Raw genomic sequence first — 21,562 nt, 5'->3', positions numbered from 1 at the left:
CTTGCGTATCCTCCACGTCCTTGATCACTCCATCCCGCTGCACAGCGGCTACACCTTTCGCACGCTCTCTATTTTGCGCGAGCAGCGCAAGCTAGGGTGGGAAACCTTCCACCTCACCAGCCCCAAGCAAATTGACTGCGACGTGCCGGAGGAAAATGTAGACGGCTGGCACTTTTACCGCACCCCACCTGAGCCCGTAAGCCAGCTGCCCGGACTGGGCGAAATCGCTCTTATGCGCCAACTGGAGCGTCGCCTGCAGCAGGTGGCCGAACAACTGCGGCCTAACATCATCCACGCCCATTCCCCGGTTCTTAACGCCTTGCCTGCGCTGCGCGTGGGCAAGCGACTGGGCATTCCGGTGGTCTATGAAGTGCGCGCCTTTTGGGAAGATGCTGCCGTGGACCACGGCACCACTTCTGAGGGCAGCCTGCGCTATGACTTGACCCACTGGCTTGAAACCCGGGCGCTCAAACGCGCCCACCACGTGTTTACCATTTGCGAAGGCCTGCGCAGCGACATCGTGGCCCGTGGTATCCCCGTCGCCAAGGTCACTGTCATTTCCAACGCGGTCGACATCGAATCGTTTGAGCCTGGTGGCCAGCCCGACGCGGCGCTCAAGGCCCAGCTAGGCCAGCAAGATGCCAGTGTCATTGGTTTCATCGGTTCGTTTTATGCCTACGAAGGGCTCGATCTGCTGCTTGACGCGCTGCCGGGCATCCTGGTACAGCGACCCGATGTGCGTGTGCTTCTGGTGGGCGGTGGCCCGCAAGACGCCGCGCTGAAGGCCCAAGCCCAGCGCTTGGGCGTGGCCGACAAGGTGGTCTTTACCGGTCGCGTGCCGCACGATCAGGTGCAACGTTATTACGATCTGGTGGACGTGCTGGTCTACCCCCGTCACTCCATGCGCCTGACTGAACTGGTTACCCCGCTTAAACCCCTCGAAGCCATGGCTCAAGGCAGGTTGCTGGTGGCGTCTGACGTTGGCGGTCACAAAGAGTTGATTCGCCATGGCGAGACCGGCATGCTGTTCAAGGCCGGCAGTGCCGATGCATTGACACAAACGGTGTTTGATCTGCTGGCTGCCCAAGCCCGCTGGCCAGCTATGCGTGAGGCAGGCAGACGCTTTGTGGAAGCAGAACGCAACTGGACCAACAGTGTGGCCAACTACGCCAAGGCCTACTCAGCGCTGGCGAGCAACTCATGACCATGCCCTGCTTGCCCGGACTGCGCATAGGCCTGATTGGTCCGCTGCCGCCACCATCGGGTGGCATGGCTAATCAGACTCGGCAATTGGCTGAGCTATTGACCGCAGGTGGCGCCATCGTCACCACTGTGCAGGTCAATCCACCGTATCGGCCAAGCTGGATCGGTAGCGTGCCAGTGCTACGCTCCTTGTTCAGACTGGCCCCTTTCCTGGTATCGCTTTGGCGTGCCGCCGGCCGTACAGATATTTTTCACATCATGGCCAACTCCGGCTGGTCATGGCACTTGTTTGCTGCCCCAGCCGTCTGGGTGGCTCGCTGTCGCGGTGTAGCCGTGGTGGTCAACTATCGGGGCGGCGAGGCAGAGGAGTTTCTCCAGCGCTCCGGGCACCTGGTCAGGTTCACCATGCGTCGGACTCGCGCACTCGTCGTGCCTTCGGGTTTCTTGCAGGGTGTGTTTTCCCGCTTTGGCATGCACAGTGACATTGTCCCCAACATCATTGACCTCAGCAGATTTCATCCGCGTGACCCTGTTCGCAAGGGAGCGCCCCACCTGGTCGTCGCGCGAAACCTGGAGCCGCTGTACGACAACGAAACCGCCATCCGTGCATTTCAAATCATCAGGGCAAGCTTTCAGCAGTCACGCCTCACCATTGCCGGCAGTGGCCCCGAGGAGCAGTGCCTGCGCCAGTTCGTTCTTGAGCAGGGCCTTGGCGATGCGGTGCAGTTCGCTGGTCGCCTTGACTGCGATGCCATGGCCGCGCTGTACCGCAGTGCAGACCTCATGCTCAACCCAAGCCTGGCCGACAACATGCCAAACTCAGTGCTTGAAGCCTGGGCCAGCGGTGTGCCCGTGGTCAGCACCAATGTAGGCGGTATTCCCCATCTTGCGCAACACGGTGTAACCGCCTCACTGGTGCCACCGGCTGATCCGGCTTCCATGGCGCAAGCTTGCATGGTGTTGTTGTCAGACGAGCCCCTTTGGCAGCAACTGGCGAAGGCCGGTCTGCAAGAGGCGCAACGCTACACGTGGTTTTGCGTGCAGCCCGTGCTAGGTGCTGTTTATCGGCGAGCCTTGCAGCAGGCCACGCCCTGACTAACTGGATGTGACATGGGTCTGTACACCTCTTTTGTATCTTCATTCCTGTTTCCTGTGCATGAGCGCCTGAAACGGCACAACACGGTGGCGCTGCGCCGCCGCATGGAAGAGGTTCAGTGGTGGCCTGCCGATCGCATTGCTGCGTTCCAGCTGCAGCGCCTGCGTGATCTCTTGCAAGACGTGGCAATGCATGTGCCCTATTACCGTGACTTGTTTGCCCAGCTTGGCTTTGTGCCATCCAGTATCCAAAGCACAGCCGACCTGCAGCGCCTTCCCTTTTTGACAAAGTCCATCATCCGCACCAACACCGACACGCTTAAACATGCCCATGCGCGGGGTCTTGCCCGCTTCAATACCGGCGGCTCTTCAGGTGAGCCACTTGTCTTTTTTATCGGCAACAAGCGCGTCAGCCATGACGTCGCCGCCAAATGGCGCGCCACTCGCTGGTGGGATGTTGATATTGGCGACCCTGAAATCGTGGTCTGGGGCTCGCCCATCGAGCTGGGTAAACAAGACGGCATCAAGCGCTGGCGCGACAAACTACTGCGCACCCAGTTACTGCCCGCGTTTGAAATGTCCGAGCCCAAGCTCGACCAATTCATCACCACCATCCGCGCGGTCAAGCCCCGCATGTTGTTTGGCTATCCGTCCGCCCTGACCCACATTGCCCGGCATGCCCAAAAGCGTGGCGTGGTCATGACCGATCTGGGCATCAAGGTGGCATTTGTTACATCCGAGCGCCTGTATGACGAGCAGCGCAGCACCATTAGCCAGGTATTTGGATGCAAGGTGGCCAACGGCTATGGCGGGCGAGACGCCGGTTTCATCGCTCACGAATGCCCCGGCGGCGGCATGCATCTGACAGCGGATGACATCGTAGTGGAGATCGTCAACGACGCAGGGCAGGTTCAGCTCCCTGGTGTGGCAGGTGAAATCGTCGTAAGCCACCTATCCACCAACGATTTTCCCTTTATCCGCTACCGCACGGGCGATATTGGCGTGCTGAGCGCAACCCCCTGCAGCTGTGGGCGTGGCCTGCCACTGCTTCAAGATATTCAGGGCCGCAGCACTGACTTTGTTGTGGCAGCAGACGGCACGGTGATGCATGGTCTGTCACTCATTTACATCCTGCGTGACCTGCCGGGTGTCAAAGCTTTCAAAGTAGTGCAGGAAACCCGGGCGCTCACCCGCGTTCTGCTGGTCACCGATAAGGGTTTTACCCCAGACGCTTTGGACCAGATCGTCAGCGGGTTTAAGCGGCGGCTGGGGGTTGACGTATCCGTGGTGGTGGAGCTGGTGGACAGCATCCCCACTGAGAAGTCTGGCAAGTTTCGCTACATCATCAGCCATGCGTGACCTCCTCATTATCGCCATCGTTATGGCAGGATCACTGGCCGCGCTGCGACAGCCCTGGATCGGCATCATGCTGTGGACCTGGCTCAGCATCATGAACCCGCACCGCTACGCCTGGGGCTTGGCTTACGACGCGCCACTGGCCGCTGTGGCGGCGGTAAGCGTCATGTTGGGCTTGTTGATGACTAAAGAGCGCGAATCGCCCTTCAAGGCGAGCCCTGTCATTTGGTTGGCGATATTTATGCTCTGGATGACCCTATCATGGTTGGCCGGGATGGACGTGGCGGGGGACTATGTGCAGTGGAAAAAAGTCATGAAGATTGACCTCATGATTCTGCTGGCACTGATGGTTCTACAGAGCAAAAAGCATATCTTTGCACTGATGTGGGTGAGCGTGGGCTCGCTCGCCCTATTGGGCATCAAGGGTGGCATTTTCACTCTAACCACTGGCGGTAGCCACCGTGTTTGGGGGCCACCCGATTCATTCATTGAAGGTAACAATGAAATAGCGCTGGCCTTGGTGGTGACGATTCCGTTGCTCAGGTTTTTGCAGCTTCAGCTTGCCAACGCATGGGCGCGCCTCGCCATGACAGGCTCCATGGTGTTATGCGCGGCGGCGGCGTTGGGGTCTCAATCCCGTGGGGCACTGCTGGGTATTTCTGCCATGGTGCTTATGTTGTGGTGGCGCGGTAAAAACAAGCTGCGCATGAGTATTTTGTTAGTCGCGGCGGCCGTGCCACTGGTGGCCTTCATGCCGGACGAGTGGTCAGCGCGGATGTCCACCATCAACACATACGAAGAGGATGGCTCGGCTATGGGGCGTATCAACGCCTGGTGGGTCGCATGGCGGATAGCTTGGCGTTATCCAGTTGGCGTCGGCTTTGACCCGGCCACTCCAGCGCTTTTTGCCAGATTTTCTCCAAATCCCACTGATGTGCATGCGGCGCACAGCATTTATTTTCAGGTGCTGGGCAACCATGGTTTTGTGGGGCTGTTCCTGTTTTTAGGTATCTGGTTTGCCACGTGGCGCATGGCAGGCTCGATGCACGCCCAGAAAGACTTGGTGCCAGAGGCTAAGTGGACGGCGGATTTGGGTGCCATGTGTCAGGTGTCTCTGGTGGGTTACGCGGTCGGTGGGGCTTTTCTGAGTCTGGCTTATTTTGACTTGCCTTACAACATTTTGGTGATGGTGGTATTGACCCGCATTTGGGTCGAAAGACAAAGCTGGAAGACTGAGCCTGCCTATGCGCCTGGCTGGAGGACCATTCCCGGTCTGGCAAAACTGACCAAACCAGGTTAACCCATGTTGAAACAAATTTTGGCATGCATGTCGCCAGGCGGCACGAAGGCACGCCTGTCGGTTCTGATCTTTCACAGAGTGCTGGCAGAGCCCGACCCGCTCTTCCCCGACGAAATGCATGCCAGGCGCTTCGATGAAGTCTGCGGTTGGCTCAAGTCGTGGTTCAACGTGCGTCCGCTGGGCGAGGCAGTGGCCCACCTGAAGGCCAGTACCCTGCCCGCGCGGGCGGCGTGCATCACGTTTGACGATGGCTATGCCGACAACCACCATGTGGCCATGCCCATCCTGCAGCGGCATGGCCTGACGGCAACATTCTTTATTGCCACCGGCTTTCTGGACGGAGGCCGCATGTGGAATGACACCATCATTGAGACCGTCCGCGCCTGCGCCGGGCCGGTGCTCGACCTGTCTTTCTTGAATTTGGGCCAACACCCCGTTGGTTCCATCGACGAAAAGAGAACCGCTATTGCCGCACTCATCGGTCAGATCAAGTATCGGCCCGTTGACGAGCGGATCACCATCGCTGAGCAAATAGCAAATCAGGCAAGGGTGCCGCTTCCCCATGACTTGATGATGACCTCGCAAGAGGTCAAGGCCATACGCCAGGCCGGCATGCAAATTGGCGCACACACCGTATCTCATCCTATCCTGGCCCGGCTCACCGATGAGCAGTCCCGACAGGAAATCCAGGGCAGTAAGCATTTTCTGGAGCAGCTGCTGGGCGAGCGCGTGGGCCTGTTCGCTTACCCCAACGGCAAGCCGGGTGAAGACTACATACCACAGACTGTGGACGTGGTACGAAGCCTGGGTTTTGACGCCGCCGTCAGCACCCAGTGGGGTGCCTCGGGCGTAGGAACTGACCTGTTTCAGATCCGGCGCTTCACGCCCTGGGATCAGACCCGTCTGAGCTTCGGGACCCGCATGCTGGCCAACTTGCGCAGCGCATGAAGATCAGAATTCCCGATTTAACTTGGTTGGAGTTTTTTGCTAAATAGGGCTCTAGTCCTCGTCTAATATGCGTAAGTAGCTATACAAATAGGAGTATTCTTAGCTCGCCAGACATGAGTGGTCTACTCTGAATAAATACGCAGGGGCAGGCGCTGCCACGGGTTGCAGGGCCGACATATAACGTTGCTGCAGACTCGCGGGAAGCACAGCGCCTGCAGCGATGAGACCCTTGGCTACCCAGCGTCCATTGCCCAGCGCAGCTGGAGTCAACGTGCCCATTGATGTCCAGCATTTGGGTACATCTGAAAGGCGCTTTATGCCGCCGGGCTTGTTACCCCAATCGATGTTTTGCAAGTCGAGCACCGTGAACACATTCTTTCCGGATGTTCTGATAGCCAGATTGACCGTGGCATTGGAGCTCTCAACGGCAGCCAGCTCGCCAAACGAGATGATTCGTTCACGCAGTTCTCGACGGTGTTCCATCATCGAGAAAAAGTTGATCGCCCGTTCATTGTTGGTCGTTCCTACCAGGTAGGCGCTTGGATGATCGCGCAGGAAAAAATAAACCGCTTTGCTGTTGGCAGTGAACACAGCAATCGCCTGCTGCTCAAGCGCAGCCAGCACCACCGATCCGCAGACAACCAGGGCAGCCAAAGGTACAAAGACCCGCCTTGGCAGCGAGGCCAAAAACCAGCCAGCCAGCAGCGCCAGCGGGCCAACGAAGATCAACATGTAATTGGTCTGCTTCGTGATCAGTTTCACAGGCGAAAAAGACACGACTGCAAAAGAAAACATACCAACCAGCAATAACATCCACAAGACGACGAATTGAGCGCCGGATGCAACCTGTTTGTCGCGTATAAAATATCGCGCATAGAGGATGGATCCGGCCGCAACCAGGAACCCCAGCAAGAATGTGTGCCTGATGTCCAAGAACAGGTAGCGGAGGTAATACCAAGGAGAGGTCGCCATTGCGGAACTAAACAAGCCACCGGCAGCGTAGGTTGTTACATTCTGCTTCATAACAACAAACAAATACATGGGGTTGCCAGCTACAAAATTCATCAGCACGCAGTTTGCCGCCACTGCTAAGGCCATTCCAGCGAATAACCAGAGCCACCGACTACTGATCCGATTGAGATAGGCACCCAGGATAAGAAACACGGGCAAATACAGCAAAGCAACCGATTCCTTGACCCAAAACACACCGCCCCAAGCTAAGCCAGCCGCAAGATAATTCAACCAATACTTCGAAGAGGCAGCCCGCAGCATTAGCGCCACACTGAGCGACAGGAAAAAGGCCAATGGCGGATCGGCCATCATGCGACCAGCAAAATGCACATGCAATGGCAATAACGCGAGCAAGCTGGCGCACACAATCGCGGTTCGGGTATTCCACAACCACCGTGCAACGGTGAACACAATCGCCACTTCGCCGACCGAGCAAAATAGTGGCCAGACATTGGCACTGGCCTCCGATAATCCAAAAAGGGAGATGGAAAGTGCCACCGGCAGGTTCATACCGTATCGCGTGGCCCCAATGTAGTTGGAAGCACGCCAGTCACCTGCCGCGATATTGGCAGCGGTCTCCACGTAAGTGACCTCGTCCGACCCAAAAAATCCCGTGTAAAACAGAACCCGAAGCGCGATGGCAAGGGCAAGTACCGCAACAAGACTGAGCCAGTCGGTTTTCTGCATAGCCGATATCTGCACCGTTCTCCATGAAGATGTGTTTACATTTTCCACAGCACAAATCCCTCGTTTTTCAATAAAACATGCACGAACTGCGCAGCCGTGCAACCCAAAATGCTACTGCGCAGCGGCCACCACCTCGGCAATAACATCTGCGAGCTGCTCTTCCAGTCCCAGCCACAGCGGCAACCGCACCAGCCTCTCACCAGTGTTGTTGGTATGTGTCATGTCACCATGCGCACGACCGATCGATTGGCCGCGAGGAGACGAATGCAAGGGAATGTAATGAAACACGGTATGAATGCCTCTAGCCTTTAGGCGCTCAATGAATGCGGTGCGCAGGCCCAAGCTCGGCAAAATCAGGTAGTACATGTGCGCGTTGTGAACACATTCACGGGGCAGGGTTGGCCGACGCACTCTTTCGGCCTTTTCCAGGCTGGCGAACCACTGATGGTAGTTGGCCCAGATATCCAGGCGCCGCTTGTTGATGGCGTCCGCCTCTTCCATTTGCGCCCACAAGAATGCGGCGACAATTTCACCGGGCAAGTAGGACGAGCCGATATCTACCCACGTGTATTTGTCCACCTGCCCCCTGAAGAACTGACTGCGGTTGGTTCCTTTTTCGCGGATCATTTCGGCGCGTTCAACAAAACGTGCGTCATTGATTAGCAGTGCACCGCCTTCGCCGGAGATGATGTTTTTGGTCTCATGAAACGACAATGCCGCCATATGGCCAATGCTGCCGAGAGGCCGCCCTTTGTAGGTGGACATGATGCCCTGGGCAGCATCCTCAATCACAAGGAGATTGTGGCGCCGCGCGATGTCCATGATGGTGTCCATCTCGCAACTGACGCCCGCGTAATGCACCGGCACGATTACCTTGGTGCGCGGCGTGATGGCGTTTTCGATCTTGGTCTCGTCGATATTGAGCGTGTCCGGCCGAATATCCACAAACACGGGTGTGGCACCACGCAGCACGAACGCATTGGCGGTGGACACAAACGTGTAAGACGGCATGATCACTTCGTCGCCAGGCTGTACGTCAGCCAAGATTGCCGCCATCTCCAGTGCAGCAGTGCAAGACTGGGTGAGAAGCGCCTTTTGGCAGCCTATGCGCTGCTCCAGCCAGGCACTGCATTTCTTGGTGAACTGGCCATCGCCCGCCAAGTGACCACTTGCGTGGGCTTGCGAGATGTACCAGAGTTCCTTGCCGGTCATATATGGTTTGTTAAATGGCACATTCATCGTCTAACTCCCGGGATTTCAAGAAACGCGCCGGGTTGCCGGCCACAATGGAAAAAGGTGCTACATCGCGTGTCACCACACTGCCTGCGGCCACCACAGCGCCATCACCTATGGTTACCCCTGGCAAAATCGTTGCTCCCGCACCAACCCAAACGTGGTGCCCTATGGTCACGCTCGCGGCCTCGTCAGGCAGGTCCAGCCGATGATAGTTATGCGTAGCACTCAATACTCTCACCCTCGGGCCCAAGGCACAGTGGTCGCCGATAGTGATTTGCGCGTTGCCGCCCAGCATTGAGCCGTAGAACTCGCAGCCTCGGTTGATCCAGACCCCATTGCCGATGCTTATCTTCCATGGATAGCGGAAGTAGGTCTGATAGTCGATCATCGAATCAGAGCCCAACTGTGCGAGCAGGGCCTTGAAGATCCAGTAACGCAATGGATGCGGAAGCAACTCCAAAAATATCCGAAGTAGGTTTTCGATGAACGAGTAAGTACCGAACAACGAGCGCTTGAAAACCACATTTGACCCAGTCGGCAACAAAGGCGTGCTCAAACTCGGCCCCTCAACCCCGGGACAGGAGTCTGTCGAAACACCCAGAACTTTTGCCCCGCAAAAAAGAATACGGCCATGAACAGGACCAGGCCCGCCATTACCCATTGATGCGGTAGCCCGGCCTGATCGACCAGCAGGATGAACGCTAGAAAGTTGATGACGTAACCCAGCGCGTAGACTGTGGCGTAGCGAACAAGAGCCGGCGCCGCCGCGCCGTTAAACCGGAATGACCATTTTTTGTTGAAAACAAAAGTTTGCAGCACGCCTATGCCATACAGCAAGCTCATTGCAAGCTTGGGGCCCAAACCAAGACGCGTCAGCACGAGGTAGAGTACATAGCCAATCGCATTGGATGCCAAGCCCACGATGGTGTAGCGCACAAGCTGTGTCAGCGCTCGCTTCACGATGAAACCTTTTCATCGCGCCAACCCCAAATGTAGTGTGGGGCCTCAGGGCCTACGTTGAACAACAAATCGAGAATGGATACGCCGTGCCCGAATGGTGGATATGGTTGAGGATATTCTGGATAGTTTGAATAATCTTTCCACACCAGTTCAATACCCAGTTCGCCAAATCGTTCCGACTTGATATAGTCCTTGGCAGCCGGCCCCGAAACATAGCGCGTGGCGTTGCTTCTAACGACCAAGTCGAGCAGCCGGTCCAGCTTCTGGCCCTCCAATTCAAATTCCCGCGAATCGCGAAATTGAGTGGTTATTTTCAGGATGTCGTGGGAGATGTATCGAATCAAGTGCTGGTTCAGTCCAGACAAGTTCGTCCACCGCCTGTCTAAATAGACTTCCTCAAAAAATGGCTGATACAGCTTGAAGTAAGGGCACTTTCCGTATTGCTGCCGCAAGCTATCCCAATGCGAGCGCTGCCAACGCGCATCCTCCATCGCAACCTCGCATATGAGCCGATTGGCACTGGTACCTACCGGTATGCTGAGCCATTTGCTGCCCTGGGCAGTCTTAATCTTGTTGCGGTTGCGCCAGTCATTCTTGGTGAATTGCAGGTCGTCATAAAAAATGAATACGTCGGCATCGTGTATCAAGTCAAAGTACCCCTTCCAGGGGATGTAGTTGGACTGCAAAACGACGACGGTTTTCATAGGCCTAAGGGACTCGGTGCAAGGCCTGTTGTATTGCGAATTAGATTGGCAAGCAACGTGGCTCTGTCGACATCAAAATGTAGATCATTGAAGAGATTGACCACGTGCCGATGCAGCGCGCGTGCATTTTCGCCTGTACCGGTCCCAAACAATCCGTCCAGGGAATCATAATGACCGCTAGCAAATAAGCCAGCTTCTCCAATGGCCGTTAGTAGGGCAGGCTTGTCTGCTACGTGGATATTAAAACGCCATTCCTGGAATTCCGATGACAATTGGATCTCTTGCGGCAGTCTGCTGGAATAAATGCGGTTGATTGTTTGTTTTGCTAGCGAGACCTGGGTGGCTTTTTCCTCCACCATCTTGCGGTATGCAGCCCAGTCTGCCTCAGGCTCTAAAAAATCCAGCCAGGCATTGTCTATGTAGTTAAATTCCCGTCGACTTGAGAGCGCCTTTTTGTGTTGCGCTGTCTGAAATTCAAGGTCACGCACGTTAAAGGGCAATCTGATGCGCCTGTAAAGTGACTCATCCTTTAGTAAGGCGTAGCCCCCGAATCCAATATCAGCATGCTTTGCGTAGCCGGTGCTGTACATCACCGCATCAACATGCTCAAGCAAAGCATCTGCCGCAAACGATGGCGCACACGCGCATCGGTCATCAATGATCAACGCTCCCGGTGTCAGGCGCTTAATCTCATCAAATAATCCGCCCGTCTCGAATATTGCGCCATAGGTTCGGACATAAATGAGCCCCCCTGGCGGCTCTGCCGAAGCTGTCCAGCGCGCAAGCAGCTTTTCATGATCGATGCAAAGTGTCGCGCGGGAAATATCCACAAACTCAAAGCTGCGACGTGCCTTGTGCAACGTAATAGGTACGATCGGACACACATTTGCTGGCAGCAATATCGGTTTAGTGGGTAGATGACAAGCAAGCAAGTTGTGGAGAACGGTACACGCTCTGCGCTCGTAGGCAATCATGATTTGGTGGACGCGGGCAAACCGTAAACAGTGTTTCGAGGAGCAACATCGTGCAAAACTGCCGATGCCATGCCTACGAATGAGTATGCGCCAATCGAAACGTCCTCCCTGACCGTTGCTGATAAGCCAACAAATGAGCCGTCGCCAATCGCGACTCGCGCACCTATGCAAGCGGCGGCGGCTATGAATACGCTGTTGCTCAAAGTGGCTTCGTGTTCGATCACTACATTCGAGTTGACGATGTTGTGATTTCCGAGTCGGACGTTGTGCTGCAGACTGGCATTCGAAAGAATGACGTTACCGTGCCCGAAGATGGCGCTGCCTGATCTATAGGCCGTGGGATGGATGAAGTTGGCGTAGCGCTCGGTTGGGATACCTAGTTGCCTTAGCAGCGCAACTCTCCGCTCCATCACATCAGGCTTATACAGTGCGAATATGAACTGTACCTGCGTATCTCGATATTTTGGCCAGGCATCGTGCAGACCGCATATCACTGGGAAACCCGCAATGCTGTTGCCGAGACCAGGGTCATCTATGCCAAAGCCCTCTACGGTCATGGGATATTGATAATTTCGATACGCATGGTCTATTTGCTCAGCGATATTCACCGCCGTCCCTTTCCCCCCAAGAATCACCACTCGGCACGGTACCATACTCATTCATCCCTGCTTGCACGCTTGCCAATTAGGTACAACGGTTTCTTGGATGACTTGAAGTTCATACGGCCGAGATATTCTCCAAAAATCCCCAGCATCAGCAATTGCACACCTCCGAACATCAACGTACCAACCATGATCGACGTGAAACCCGAAACGGACACTCCACCAAGTGCATATCGAACCAATATCGCAAGCATCCAGATCACACCGAACATGAATGCACCAAGCCCGAGCCATGTTGCCATGCGTAGAGGCAAATCAGAGAACGTAACAAAGATATTGACAGTGTGCGTAAAGAGTTTCTTCAGGGTGTAGTTGCTAACTCCCTGGAGTCGAGTACCGTGCGGGACTTCAACGGAGGCATAACGCCCGGTAAGCCATGAAAGATACCCATCAACAAAGGGGAAAGGGGAGTCAAATTGACTCAATGCACGCGCGATGTCGCCACGGACTACGCGGTAACTCGTATAAGTGTAGTTTAGCGAGGGGATCGCCTTATTGAACAACCAACGCGCGATCGAGGAGCTAATGTTGCGCCACGCTTTATGGTTACGCTCTGCATAAATGCCGTACACCAAGTCATAGCCTTCCGCTGCTTTGCTAATGAGCTTGGGCAAATGCTCAGGGATTTGCTCCAAGTCGTCATCCATAGTCACAACCCAGTCGCCGCGGGATTGCGTAAAGCCACATATCGTGGCTGCATGCTGGCCAAAATTTCTACTGAGTTGGAAACCTCTAACGCGTGTATCTATCGCCGCGATCTCTTCAATGACGAGCCAAGAATCATCGCCGCCACAATCTTCGACAAGAATCAACTCGAATGGGATCTTTTCGGCATCCAGAGTCGCAGAAATCCGCTGATGCAGCTCTTTGAGGGTGGCAGCCGACTTGTAGACCGGAATGACGACCGACAAATGTAAATTTGTCAAAGCGGATTCTCCTCTTCAAAGGGGTTCGAGTACACCAGAACCTCGAAGCATGACCACGAATGGCCAGCGGGCCGTCGCTTCCCCCGCAGTGGAACACTGCAAGCTTGCATCGGTTAGAAGATCTACGTGTTTCGTTTTAAGCATATACACCCCTTTGCTCACGAAGAATGTCAAACAAGTACTGTGCATAGATACTCCTGCCCAATGGTGCAGCCAAAGCGGCCAGTTTGACTGCGTCAATATAGCCGAGTCGAAACGCAAGCTCTTCCGGACACGCGATCACTGGTTTGTCGTGGCCCGGCGGCATTTGCCTGGATATGGCAGCAGTGGCAGGATGAAGACGCGTGCCCGCGCCAGTTGCGAGGACGATTCCCCTACGATACATTTGCGTGTCCGCCATTCGTGTTCCCTGACAATCATCGTGATGAATTGTTGGCTGCGAAGGGATGCAGGCCTTTGTTCAATGTCAACTAACAAGCATGATGCGACACGGCTATGGAGCTCGGCAAGACCCGATAGCTAAGACAATACATAACGAGCCGGGCGTCGCAGTGAAGCTACATCTTGAATGTTGAAGCATGCCTTTGCAGCCACTGCTCCAGCATCATCAAGATCCACACCATCTCGCCGAAGTATCCTGGGTGCTCAGGCAGCCTTTGCATCAACAGGCTCTGCACAAAATCAGCTCGCACCACGCCACGTCGGGCCAGGCTGTGCAGCGAGTCGGTGGCCAGCGTCTTGAGTTCAGGGTGCGTGTTGACCCACACGCCAAATGGCAGGCCAAAGCCCTGCTTTTTCTTGGTCAGTATCTCGTCGGGCAAAAAGCCGCGCAGCGCTTCCTTGAAAAACCACCGTAGCTTTTGCCCCTTGAGTTTGTACTCGGTCGGCAGCTTGAGTGAGAAAGCCAGTAACCGGTCATCGAGCATCGGAAAGCCCACGGCCACCCCTGCAAAGCTGGTGGCGCCAAGTACCTTGGGCAGGTCACTCTCGGCCAGGGTAAAGCGCCAGTCAAAGGCCAGTTCCTTGTTTAAGTGGCTGCAGCCTTGGCGGCTGTGCCACACCTCATGTTGCAGACTTAGCGGGCCGGTAGTGTCAATTTGTGCCAGTAATTGCGGTGTCAGCACCTCGCTCACGCCCAGGCGAGTAATCAGGTTGTACATCTGCAGCCGATCAGGCATCGGCACGCGGGCCTGCTCCACGTAACTGCCAGCCTTGCGGGTCAGTGCAAAGGCCGCGGCGGCGCGGGTGCCCAGTAGCGGCTCCATCAGGCCCTTTTGAAGGAAACCAGGCAGATGACAATACCAGCCAAACACTTTTTGCTTGGCATAGCGGCTGTTGCCGCCAAACAGCTCGTCGCCGCCATCGCCCGCCAGTATTTTGTTGACGCCGTTTTCGCGCGCCATCTTGGCGCAGTAGTAAGAGGGCAGTGCGGACGAATTGCCAAAGGGCTGGTCAAAGTGCGCCGCAACGACTGGAATGCTGCGTACCAGGTCATCGGGCGTTACGTAATACTCGTGGTGCTCAGTCTTAAAGTGTTTGGCTGCCAGACGGGCATATTCCATTTCGTCGTAGCCCTGCGCGTCAAAACCAATCGAGTAACTGGCGGCCACCTCTCCACTGGCAAGGGCCACCATACCTGCAATGGTCGAACTGTCGGTGCCACCGCTCAAAAAGCAGGCCGGTTTACTGCCATCCAGTTGCGTAGCTACCGAATCACGCAGCAGCTGTCTAAACTCATCCTTTAGCGCGTCGAACGAAGGGTTGCGCTGTTCCTCAAAAATCGGCATCCAATACGGCGCGACGGTGAGCTGTCCATTTTCAAACAAGGCATAGTGCCCGGGCGGCAGCCGGTAGATGCCTTTGTAAATGGTGCGCGGTGACGGAATGACGTGAAAGTACAGGTAGTCAAAAATTGCCTGTGGATCAATCTCAGTACCAGCATTCGCCAGTTCATCGGCACGGGCGGCAAAGCGCAGTTGTCCATCCACCACTTGGTAGCACAGGGTGTGAATGGCAAAGCGGTCCACCGCCAGAAAGGAGCGGCCACCAGGCTCGTGCAGTCCCACAGCAAAGTCACCGGTCACCCCGATGGCAGCTTTGTCGGCATCTTTACCAACCGCTTCACGCCAAGCCACCAGGTGTCCCTGAGTGCTGGCCAGTCCGGCCAGGCGCGTATCAGAAAAATGGGGTGAACCAAGAGCAAGGGATGAGTCAGTCACGGGCATAAGGTCGTCCATACGGTCGTTAAAGGTTCAGTTGGGTATGCGCGGCGCCATGCGCTTCACTGCTTCGGGATCATGCGTGGATGATACCGAGACGTTGTTTCGGTATTCCCCCGGGCCAGCCGACTCCAGCGTGCCCGGGCCCACCAACCGGTTGTTGACGGCGCGTATCACGTCTGCACCCGGTGCCGCCCGCAGAAACACACCGCCGCGGGACAGCGGGTTCACCAATGTGTTGTTTTCCAGGTGGATCTCATTGCGCGGCCACTTGTAGCCCTCGGCGCCAAACGAGATCAGGTGCGGGTTATCAGTGTGAGTGCTTTGCGCAATTAGGTTGCCCACCACATGGGCTACCCCGCCATTGGGAAACTCCAGTTCGTAACTGGCCGTGCCACCCTCCTCGTCGGTCAACCGGTTGTGATAAATGTGGTTCACCGCTGCTCGGCTCTTGAGCAGGTGACCAATGTGTGCGTGGTGAAAGTAGCTGCCCTTGACCGACAGCCTTGCAATCTGCCCCACGTAGAGATTGTGGTTGTGGCCGTCAGGGCGCTGGTTGAAGGCAAACTCACTGTTTTCCACCTCCAGCACGGTAGTCGGGTCGTTGCTGGTGAGTAGTCCCATTTCGTTGCGCATAAAGCGGCAGTTGCGCACCAGCAGAGAACCCCTCTCCAGCCGGATGCCCGCACCGTTGCGGCTGGGCACCGCAGCCCCTTCAAAGTCAAAGCCCTCCACCCGCATTCGGTTGGCGCGTACCACCCAGATGCCTTTGCCTTCGGCCGCCGCACCATGAGCCAGCAGCCGCACCCGGCCACCCACGCCGCGCACAGTTATATCGTCATGCTCCCAGACGGCTACGTCGGCGGTGTAGTCGCCAGAATCCACTTCAATTGTGTTTCCTGCCGTTGCTTGCCTTGCGGATTCTGCTATTGTTTTGACAGTTCTTGTAGGGCCAACTTGCAGGACGCCGGGATTGCCAGAGTGCTCTCGAGGCTGAGCCAGGAGAGAGGATCGGTAGCCACAGAGCACAACGCTACCCGCCAGCACCATGGCTGACCTGGTGAACACTTGCCTATCGATCATGCCGAGCGTCTTTCGTTTGCGGCCAGGCAATTTGCGCGGTTAGCATTGACCATATGACAACCAAAGCCTTGCCATGACGAATCCCTTCGACCACCCGCCAGCATCTCACGCCATCGTGAAATGGCTCTTCGTGCTCTATGTGCTGTTTGTGGTTTACGGCAGTTTGGTTCCATTGCAGTACGTGTATCGCTCATTGGATGATGCCATCCTGGCGTTTCAGAATATCCCATTTCTGGTGCTTGGTGTTGACTCTCGTGCCGACTGGGTCGCTAACGGCGTGCTCTACGTCCCCGTGGGGTTCTTGACGGCTTGCTTGTTGATGCAAACTTTCCAAAAAGTGCCTCGCACACTGTTGCTTGCCACTGCCGGCGCTTTTTCATTGGCACTGGCGGTGGGGGTTGAATTCACCCAGCTCTTCTTTCCACCGCGAACGGTGTCTCTGAACGACATCCTGGCCGAGTGCATCGGCAGTCTTGTGGGGCTTGCACTCTCGACCAGGTATGCGAACTGGTTCGACACGCTGCTCAAATCGTTCCTCCATGACCCGCAGCGACTGAAGGTGCTGACCCTTGATGGCTATGTCTTTGCGTACCTTGCTTTCGCCTTTTTTCCTTACGACTTTTTAGTGTCGTGGCCGGAGCTTTCTACCAAGATTGATTCGAGCAACTGGGGTTGGTTGGTTGCGAGCAGTGCTCCCAGGCTCATGCTAGTGAGCCTTCAATTGGCTGTTGAAGTTGCGTTGACCTTGCCCCTTGGCTTATTGTTGGCACGCCTTGCGGGCTTTGCCAACCACAAGCAAGCGGTGCTCATCGGTCTGCTGCTAGGCGGTTTCATTGAGCTTGTGCAATTCTTCATGGCCTCGGGTGTCTCGCAAGGTTTGTCAGTGCTAACCAGAGCGGTCGGTGTTTGGGGTGGCTTGGTGCTGAGCAGGCATAGGGATCGCTGGACTTCCCATCAGATTGTTCTCGTGTTGCGCCGCTTCACAACCTTAATAGTCACGGCTTATCTGATCGCGTTGCTTGAGATCAATGGCTGGTTTAACGCCAGTTGGCAGGGGCTGAACGCCGCAACTGCGCAGCTGGCGCAAGTCAATTTCATGCCTTTTTATTACCATTACTACACCACCGAAGCTATGGCGCTGTTTAGTCTCGGGGTAGTTTCCATCTCCTACATGCCCATTGCCCTGCTGGCTTGGGCACATGGTCGCTCACCCAAGTTCGCCTTGGGCATGGCCTTAGTTAGCGCGATGGGCATTGAAAGCAGCAAACTTTTCATTCGGGGCGCTCACCCCGACCCTACCAACATCCTGCTGGCATGCGCTGCGAGCTGGTTCACCGTGCGTCTCCTACGACAACTTTCCCAAAAGGAGCGCAAACCCGTTGACATTGTTGCAGCGAGCGTTGCAGATAAAAAGGGGCTTCCCATTTGGCTGCTCCTCTGCCTGGCTGCAACGGGCGTTTGGGTTGCTACCTTTCCGGCCTTCCCGTTACTCGTGGGTCCAGTACTCATCACATGCGCCGCCACGGTCTGGCATCGCCCTGTGTCGGTGTTTGCCATTATTCCGGCAGCCTTGCCGGTATTTGACCTGGCGCCGTGGAGCGGGCGCTTCTTTCTGGATGAATTTGACGCACTCTTGTTGGTCTGCCTGGCAGTTGCCTACGGTCGTGCCCCAGCGCTGCCCCGCAGTCGGTCGCGGGCCGATATCCTCTTTATCGTGGCGACTACCCTCGTTGTACTGAGCTTCGTCATCAGCACCCTCCAGGGCTTGTGGCCGTTTACGCTACCTGACGCAAACGCGTTCAACAACTACTACAGCCATTACAACGCCTTGCGAATTGTCAAAGGCGCCTTTTGGGCGTTGTTGGTTTATGGCTTGTCCAGTCGGTTTGTCGCGTCTGGCGTTGATGCGCGCCGCCCGTTTTGCTGGGGCATGGCTGCGGGTTTGGGGCTCACGGTGGCTGTTGTTGTGTGGGAGCGCGTCGCGTTTAGCGGACTCTGGAACTTCTCTGACGGCTATCGCGTTACCGGGCCCTTTTCGGCCGCCCACACCGGTGGCGCCTACATTGACTGCTTTCTTGCGGCGGCCATCCCCTTTTTGATAGTTCTGACACTGGAGAAACGGCACTGGCTGATCAGGCTTGCAGGCATGGCGTTCATCCTGGCTTCAACCTATGCACTTATGGTCACTTTTTCTCGCGGCGGCTACCTGTCGTTTGCGGTTGTCGTTATCATCGTGCTGCTGGCCACGATACTTAAAGCGAAGCAACGTGTTCATGCCGATGTCGTCATTGCCGGGCTGGTAAGCGCCATGCTGCTGCTGGCCGTGCCTATCTTCAAGGGCGAGTTTGCGCAAGCGCGTATGGCAAGCGTGAGCGCCGACCTGGGCTTTCGGCAGACGCATTGGGATGATGTGCTCAATATTCGGGATCCCGGCTGGGCTACGTCGCTTTTTGGCATGGGTCTCGGCCGTTTTCCTGAAGCCAAATACTGGCGCAGCACCTTACATCCCAAGGTGGGAACCTATCAGCTGAAAAACGAAGCCGGTAACACCTATTTGCGTCTCGGCGCGGGGGATTCCATTGGCGTAGATCAATTTGTATCTTTGGTGCCGGGACAACACTACGTACTCACGCTTGATGTGCGCCCCGGCCGCCCAGACGCCAAAATGACGGTACCCATTTGCGAGAAGTGGCTGTTGAATTCTGCCAACTGTATAGCGCCGTCTTTTGACCTTGGCAAAGAGTTTGGTGCGTGGCGCAGGGTCGAAGCACGCTTTACCACCAACGGGCTTTCCGACAGCCCTTGGTACCGCCACAGGCCCATCAAACTTTCGCTTTCCTACGACGTGCCGCAATCGACCATCGATATTGACAACGTGAGGCTGGAGTCCGGGAGCAACACCAATTTGCTAAGAAATGGCGATTTTTCACAGGGCTTGGACCGCTGGTTTTTTGCCACGGTCGGCACCCTGCATGCCCACTGGCGTGTACACAGTCTGTACTACGGCGTGCTGTTTGACCAAGGCTGGTTTGGCGTGATGGCATTAGGCATTTTCTTCTTCTTGGCGTTAGCCCGGGCAGCTAAAAAGGCTTGGCGGGGCGATGCTGTATCGGGTGCAGCACTTGCCGCACTTAGTAGTTTTTTGGTGGGTGGCCTTTTTGATACCCAAATCGACGCGCCCAGGTTCTTGATGCTGTTGTTGCTACTCGCTTGGGCCTGCTTTTATCCAGTCGCGCGGTCGAATGGCAGGTTGCCGTCATGAAACACATTACACACGAGTGCGTCTTTGATATTTCGCATTTTGATACTTCAAGTAACGGGCATGCTTAGTCGATCAAGAAGTTGAATAGGCGTCCTATTTCATTTTTCGGAGAAATGGCATGAAAATTTTTGTTCTTGCAAGCACTATCGCGTTTGTCGTTTTTTCAGGGGACGCGATGGCGGCATGTAGCAATGGCGCAGGTGTAAATCAGGTAGGTAATCTTGCCAGTTTATTGACAGGCAATACTGTTTGCGTCACCAATGGCACTGGCGGATGGACTTGGCAGGAGTTTCATTCAACTGGATCTGGGGGAGCCCTCACCGACTGGAAGCTCGGGTCCAACACAATGGATCCTACGGAGACGGTCGGTACCTGGAGTGTCTCGGGAAGTGGAAGTAATCACATAGTCACCCATACCTATAATGGCGGCGGCACTTACCCCTACACGGTCTTCAAGAATGGAGCCGGAACCACTGCCACGTACAGTTTTTGTGGCGGAACTCCTCCTGAGATTGGGGCCACAATCAAGATAGGTCAGGGGAGCTGTAGTTCTCTGGCTCCTATCCCTTGAAGACAAGCAACCCGCAGTGCCTCTTGACGTTAGCCATGTCACGAGCTTGCGTCAGCGTTTATACGTTGGCGGTGGCATTGCTTTTCCGCACGGAGCTCGCCTGAAACGAATCTTGATGATTGCCTACCACTTCCCGCCGCTGGCTGGAAGTAGTGGCATTCAACGCACACTGCGCTTTGTACAGCATTTGCCATCCCTTGGCTGGCAGCCCTTGGTGCTCAGCGCCCATCCCCGTGCCTATGAAAAAACCAGCGATGATCTGCTGGCCGACGTGCCTGCCAGTACCGTGGTGCGCCGGGCTTTTGCGCTCGACACGGCCCGCCACCTACAAATCGCCGGGCGCTATCTGGGCTGGATGGCGCGCCCTGACCGCTGGATCAGCTGGAAGTTTGCCGCCATCCGCGAGGGGCTCAAGCTGATTGATGAGTTCAAGCCGGATGTGATTTGGTCTACCTACCCCATCGCCACCGCGCATGTGATTGCCTCTGCACTGCACCGCAAGACCAGTATTCCTTGGGTGGCCGATTTTCGTGACCCCATGGCGCAAGCGGGTTACCCGGCCGACCCGCTGACTTGGCAGAGCTACCAGGACATAGAGGCCGATGCTGCTGCGCACGCACGATACTGCGTGTTCACCACTCCCGGTGCGGCACGCATGTATCAGCAGCGCTACCCAGCTGCGGCCAGCCGCATGGTGGTGCTGGAAAATGGCTACGACGAAGAAAGCTTTGCGTCTGTTGCGCCACCTCCAAACGGTGCCTACGCTGAGGGGGCTATCAGGCACCCTCTTGTTATGTTGCACAGCGGCATCGTTTACCCATCAGAGCGTGACCCCACCCAACTTTTCGGGGCACTTGGTCGGCTGCAAAAGACCGGCGCGCTGGGCCCGGCTGACTTGCGCATCCGCTTTCGGGCCTCGGTGCATGACGACTTGTTGCAAAGTTTGGCGCGAACCCACGGTGCACAAGACTTTATCGAGCTTTGCCCCGCGATCCCTTACCGAGAGGCGCTGGCCGAAATGCTGGCGGTTGACGCGCTGCTGGTCATGCAGGCGAGCAACTGCAATGCCCAGATTCCGGCGAAGATTTATGAATATCTGCGGGCTGGTAAACCTATTTTGGGGCTGACAGATCCCGAAGGTGACACGGCTGGCGTCCTTCGAGGGGCTGGTTTGACTAACGTGGCGCGGCTGGACTCAGTGGATGAGATCGCACGGGTGTTACCGGCGTTGGTGCGTGGCTGGCGTGAAGGTAAAGCGGTTCTTCCGCATACCTTGGCTGTGCAACAAGCATCCCGGCGCGGTCGGTCACAGGCCCTAGCGGCTTTACTGGCGCAAACAATAGTTGCGCCCAGCACGTGCTGAAC

18 protein-coding genes and 1 pseudogene are annotated in these 21,562 nt (G+C 56.0%); 8 read left to right on the top strand and 11 right to left on the bottom strand.

Going from position 1 to position 21,562, the window contains the following annotated elements; genetic code table 11:
* Nucleotide 1: 1 nt before the first annotated feature.
* From C5P05_RS21230 to C5P05_RS21210, 5 genes are read left to right on the top strand one after another with little or no spacing between them, the layout of a single operon-like run.
* On the top strand, nt 2-1,204 hold the full coding sequence (locus C5P05_RS21230; RefSeq protein WP_114971963.1) for a TIGR04063 family PEP-CTERM/XrtA system glycosyltransferase: 1,203 nt from the start codon (nt 2-4) through the stop codon (nt 1,202-1,204).
* Nucleotides 1,201-2,298: a glycosyltransferase family 4 protein gene (locus C5P05_RS34665; protein ID WP_232834606.1), complete on the top strand. Its 1,098-nt coding sequence runs from the start codon at nt 1,201-1,203 to the stop codon at nt 2,296-2,298. Before C5P05_RS21230 ends, C5P05_RS34665 begins: the two co-directional genes overlap by 4 nt.
* Before the next feature lie 15 nt (nt 2,299-2,313).
* The gene (locus tag C5P05_RS34660; protein ID WP_114971830.1) at nt 2,314-3,657 is read left to right on the top strand and encodes a phenylacetate--CoA ligase family protein; all 1,344 of its coding nucleotides are present in this window, start codon (nt 2,314-2,316) and stop codon (nt 3,655-3,657) included.
* Nucleotides 3,650-4,954 carry a putative O-glycosylation ligase, exosortase A system-associated gene (locus C5P05_RS21215; RefSeq protein ID WP_114971829.1) on the top strand — a complete coding sequence of 435 codons (1,305 nt, stop codon included), beginning with the start codon at nt 3,650-3,652 and terminating at the stop codon, nt 4,952-4,954. The genes C5P05_RS34660 and C5P05_RS21215 overlap by 8 nt, the downstream gene beginning before the upstream one ends.
* A gap of 3 nt (nt 4,955-4,957) precedes the next feature.
* The gene (locus C5P05_RS21210) at nt 4,958-5,902 is read left to right on the top strand and encodes a polysaccharide deacetylase family protein (RefSeq protein WP_114971828.1); all 945 of its coding nucleotides are present in this window, start codon (nt 4,958-4,960) and stop codon (nt 5,900-5,902) included.
* A 99-nt stretch (nt 5,903-6,001) separates the two neighbouring features.
* Here the strand turns inward: C5P05_RS21210 and C5P05_RS21205 are convergent, their stop codons facing one another.
* The 11 genes and pseudogenes from C5P05_RS21205 to C5P05_RS21155 form a co-directional block, all read right to left on the bottom strand.
* Nucleotides 6,002-7,600 carry an ArnT family glycosyltransferase gene (locus tag C5P05_RS21205; RefSeq protein ID WP_114971827.1) on the bottom strand — a complete coding sequence of 533 codons (1,599 nt, stop codon included), beginning with the start codon at nt 7,598-7,600 and terminating at the stop codon, nt 6,002-6,004.
* Between the two features lie 111 nt (nt 7,601-7,711).
* Nucleotides 7,712-8,812, bottom strand: a complete 1,101-nt coding sequence (gene rffA, locus C5P05_RS21200; RefSeq protein ID WP_232834605.1) for a dTDP-4-amino-4,6-dideoxygalactose transaminase — start codon at nt 8,810-8,812, stop codon at nt 7,712-7,714.
* Nucleotides 8,813-8,822: 10 nt separating this feature from the next.
* Nucleotides 8,823-9,392: an acyltransferase gene (locus C5P05_RS21195; protein ID WP_232834604.1), complete on the bottom strand. Its 570-nt coding sequence runs from the start codon at nt 9,390-9,392 to the stop codon at nt 8,823-8,825.
* Nucleotides 9,389-9,796, bottom strand: a complete 408-nt coding sequence (locus C5P05_RS21190; protein ID WP_198674812.1) for a GtrA family protein — start codon at nt 9,794-9,796, stop codon at nt 9,389-9,391. The genes C5P05_RS21195 and C5P05_RS21190 overlap by 4 nt, the downstream gene beginning before the upstream one ends.
* Complete coding sequence (locus C5P05_RS21185; protein ID WP_114971824.1) at nt 9,793-10,500, bottom strand: WbqC family protein; 708 nt, start codon at nt 10,498-10,500, stop codon at nt 9,793-9,795. Before C5P05_RS21185 ends, C5P05_RS21190 begins: the two co-directional genes overlap by 4 nt.
* Nucleotides 10,497-11,474 carry a hypothetical protein gene (locus C5P05_RS21180; RefSeq protein WP_157979420.1) on the bottom strand — a complete coding sequence of 326 codons (978 nt, stop codon included), beginning with the start codon at nt 11,472-11,474 and terminating at the stop codon, nt 10,497-10,499. Before C5P05_RS21180 ends, C5P05_RS21185 begins: the two co-directional genes overlap by 4 nt.
* Entirely contained in the window at nt 11,471-12,133 is a 663-nt protein-coding gene (locus C5P05_RS21175) for a sialic acid O-acetyltransferase (RefSeq protein ID WP_114971822.1), read from the bottom strand. The genes C5P05_RS21180 and C5P05_RS21175 overlap by 4 nt, the downstream gene beginning before the upstream one ends.
* On the bottom strand, nt 12,130-13,062 hold the full coding sequence (locus C5P05_RS21170; protein ID WP_114971821.1) for a glycosyltransferase family 2 protein: 933 nt from the start codon (nt 13,060-13,062) through the stop codon (nt 12,130-12,132). Before C5P05_RS21170 ends, C5P05_RS21175 begins: the two co-directional genes overlap by 4 nt.
* A gap of 273 nt (nt 13,063-13,335) precedes the next feature.
* Nucleotides 13,336-13,447, bottom strand: a pseudogene (locus C5P05_RS35310) (sugar phosphate nucleotidyltransferase); the annotation flags it as partial.
* Nucleotides 13,448-13,619: 172 nt separating this feature from the next.
* Entirely contained in the window at nt 13,620-15,281 is a 1,662-nt protein-coding gene (locus C5P05_RS21160) for an asparagine synthetase B family protein (protein WP_232834603.1), read from the bottom strand.
* A gap of 33 nt (nt 15,282-15,314) precedes the next feature.
* The gene (locus C5P05_RS21155) at nt 15,315-16,166 is read right to left on the bottom strand and encodes a hypothetical protein (RefSeq protein WP_114971818.1); all 852 of its coding nucleotides are present in this window, start codon (nt 16,164-16,166) and stop codon (nt 15,315-15,317) included.
* Nucleotides 16,167-16,437: 271 nt separating this feature from the next.
* On the opposite strand from C5P05_RS21155, the gene C5P05_RS21150 reads away from it, so the two are divergent.
* The 3 genes from C5P05_RS21150 (at nt 16,438) to C5P05_RS21145 (ending at nt 21,560) form a co-directional block, all read left to right on the top strand.
* On the top strand, nt 16,438-19,626 hold the full coding sequence (locus tag C5P05_RS21150; RefSeq protein WP_114971817.1) for a VanZ family protein: 3,189 nt from the start codon (nt 16,438-16,440) through the stop codon (nt 19,624-19,626).
* Between the two features lie 118 nt (nt 19,627-19,744).
* Nucleotides 19,745-20,197: a hypothetical protein gene (locus tag C5P05_RS33805; protein WP_157979419.1), complete on the top strand. Its 453-nt coding sequence runs from the start codon at nt 19,745-19,747 to the stop codon at nt 20,195-20,197.
* Between the two features lie 115 nt (nt 20,198-20,312).
* Nucleotides 20,313-21,560: a glycosyltransferase gene (locus C5P05_RS21145; protein ID WP_114971816.1), complete on the top strand. Its 1,248-nt coding sequence runs from the start codon at nt 20,313-20,315 to the stop codon at nt 21,558-21,560.
* Nucleotides 21,561-21,562 lie beyond the last annotated feature (2 nt).

The organism is Rhodoferax ferrireducens, assembly GCF_003347515.1.
In the GTDB taxonomy this organism is placed as follows: domain Bacteria; phylum Pseudomonadota; class Gammaproteobacteria; order Burkholderiales; family Burkholderiaceae_C; genus Rhodoferax.
This window is presented reverse-complemented; position numbering and strand designations above follow the sequence as displayed.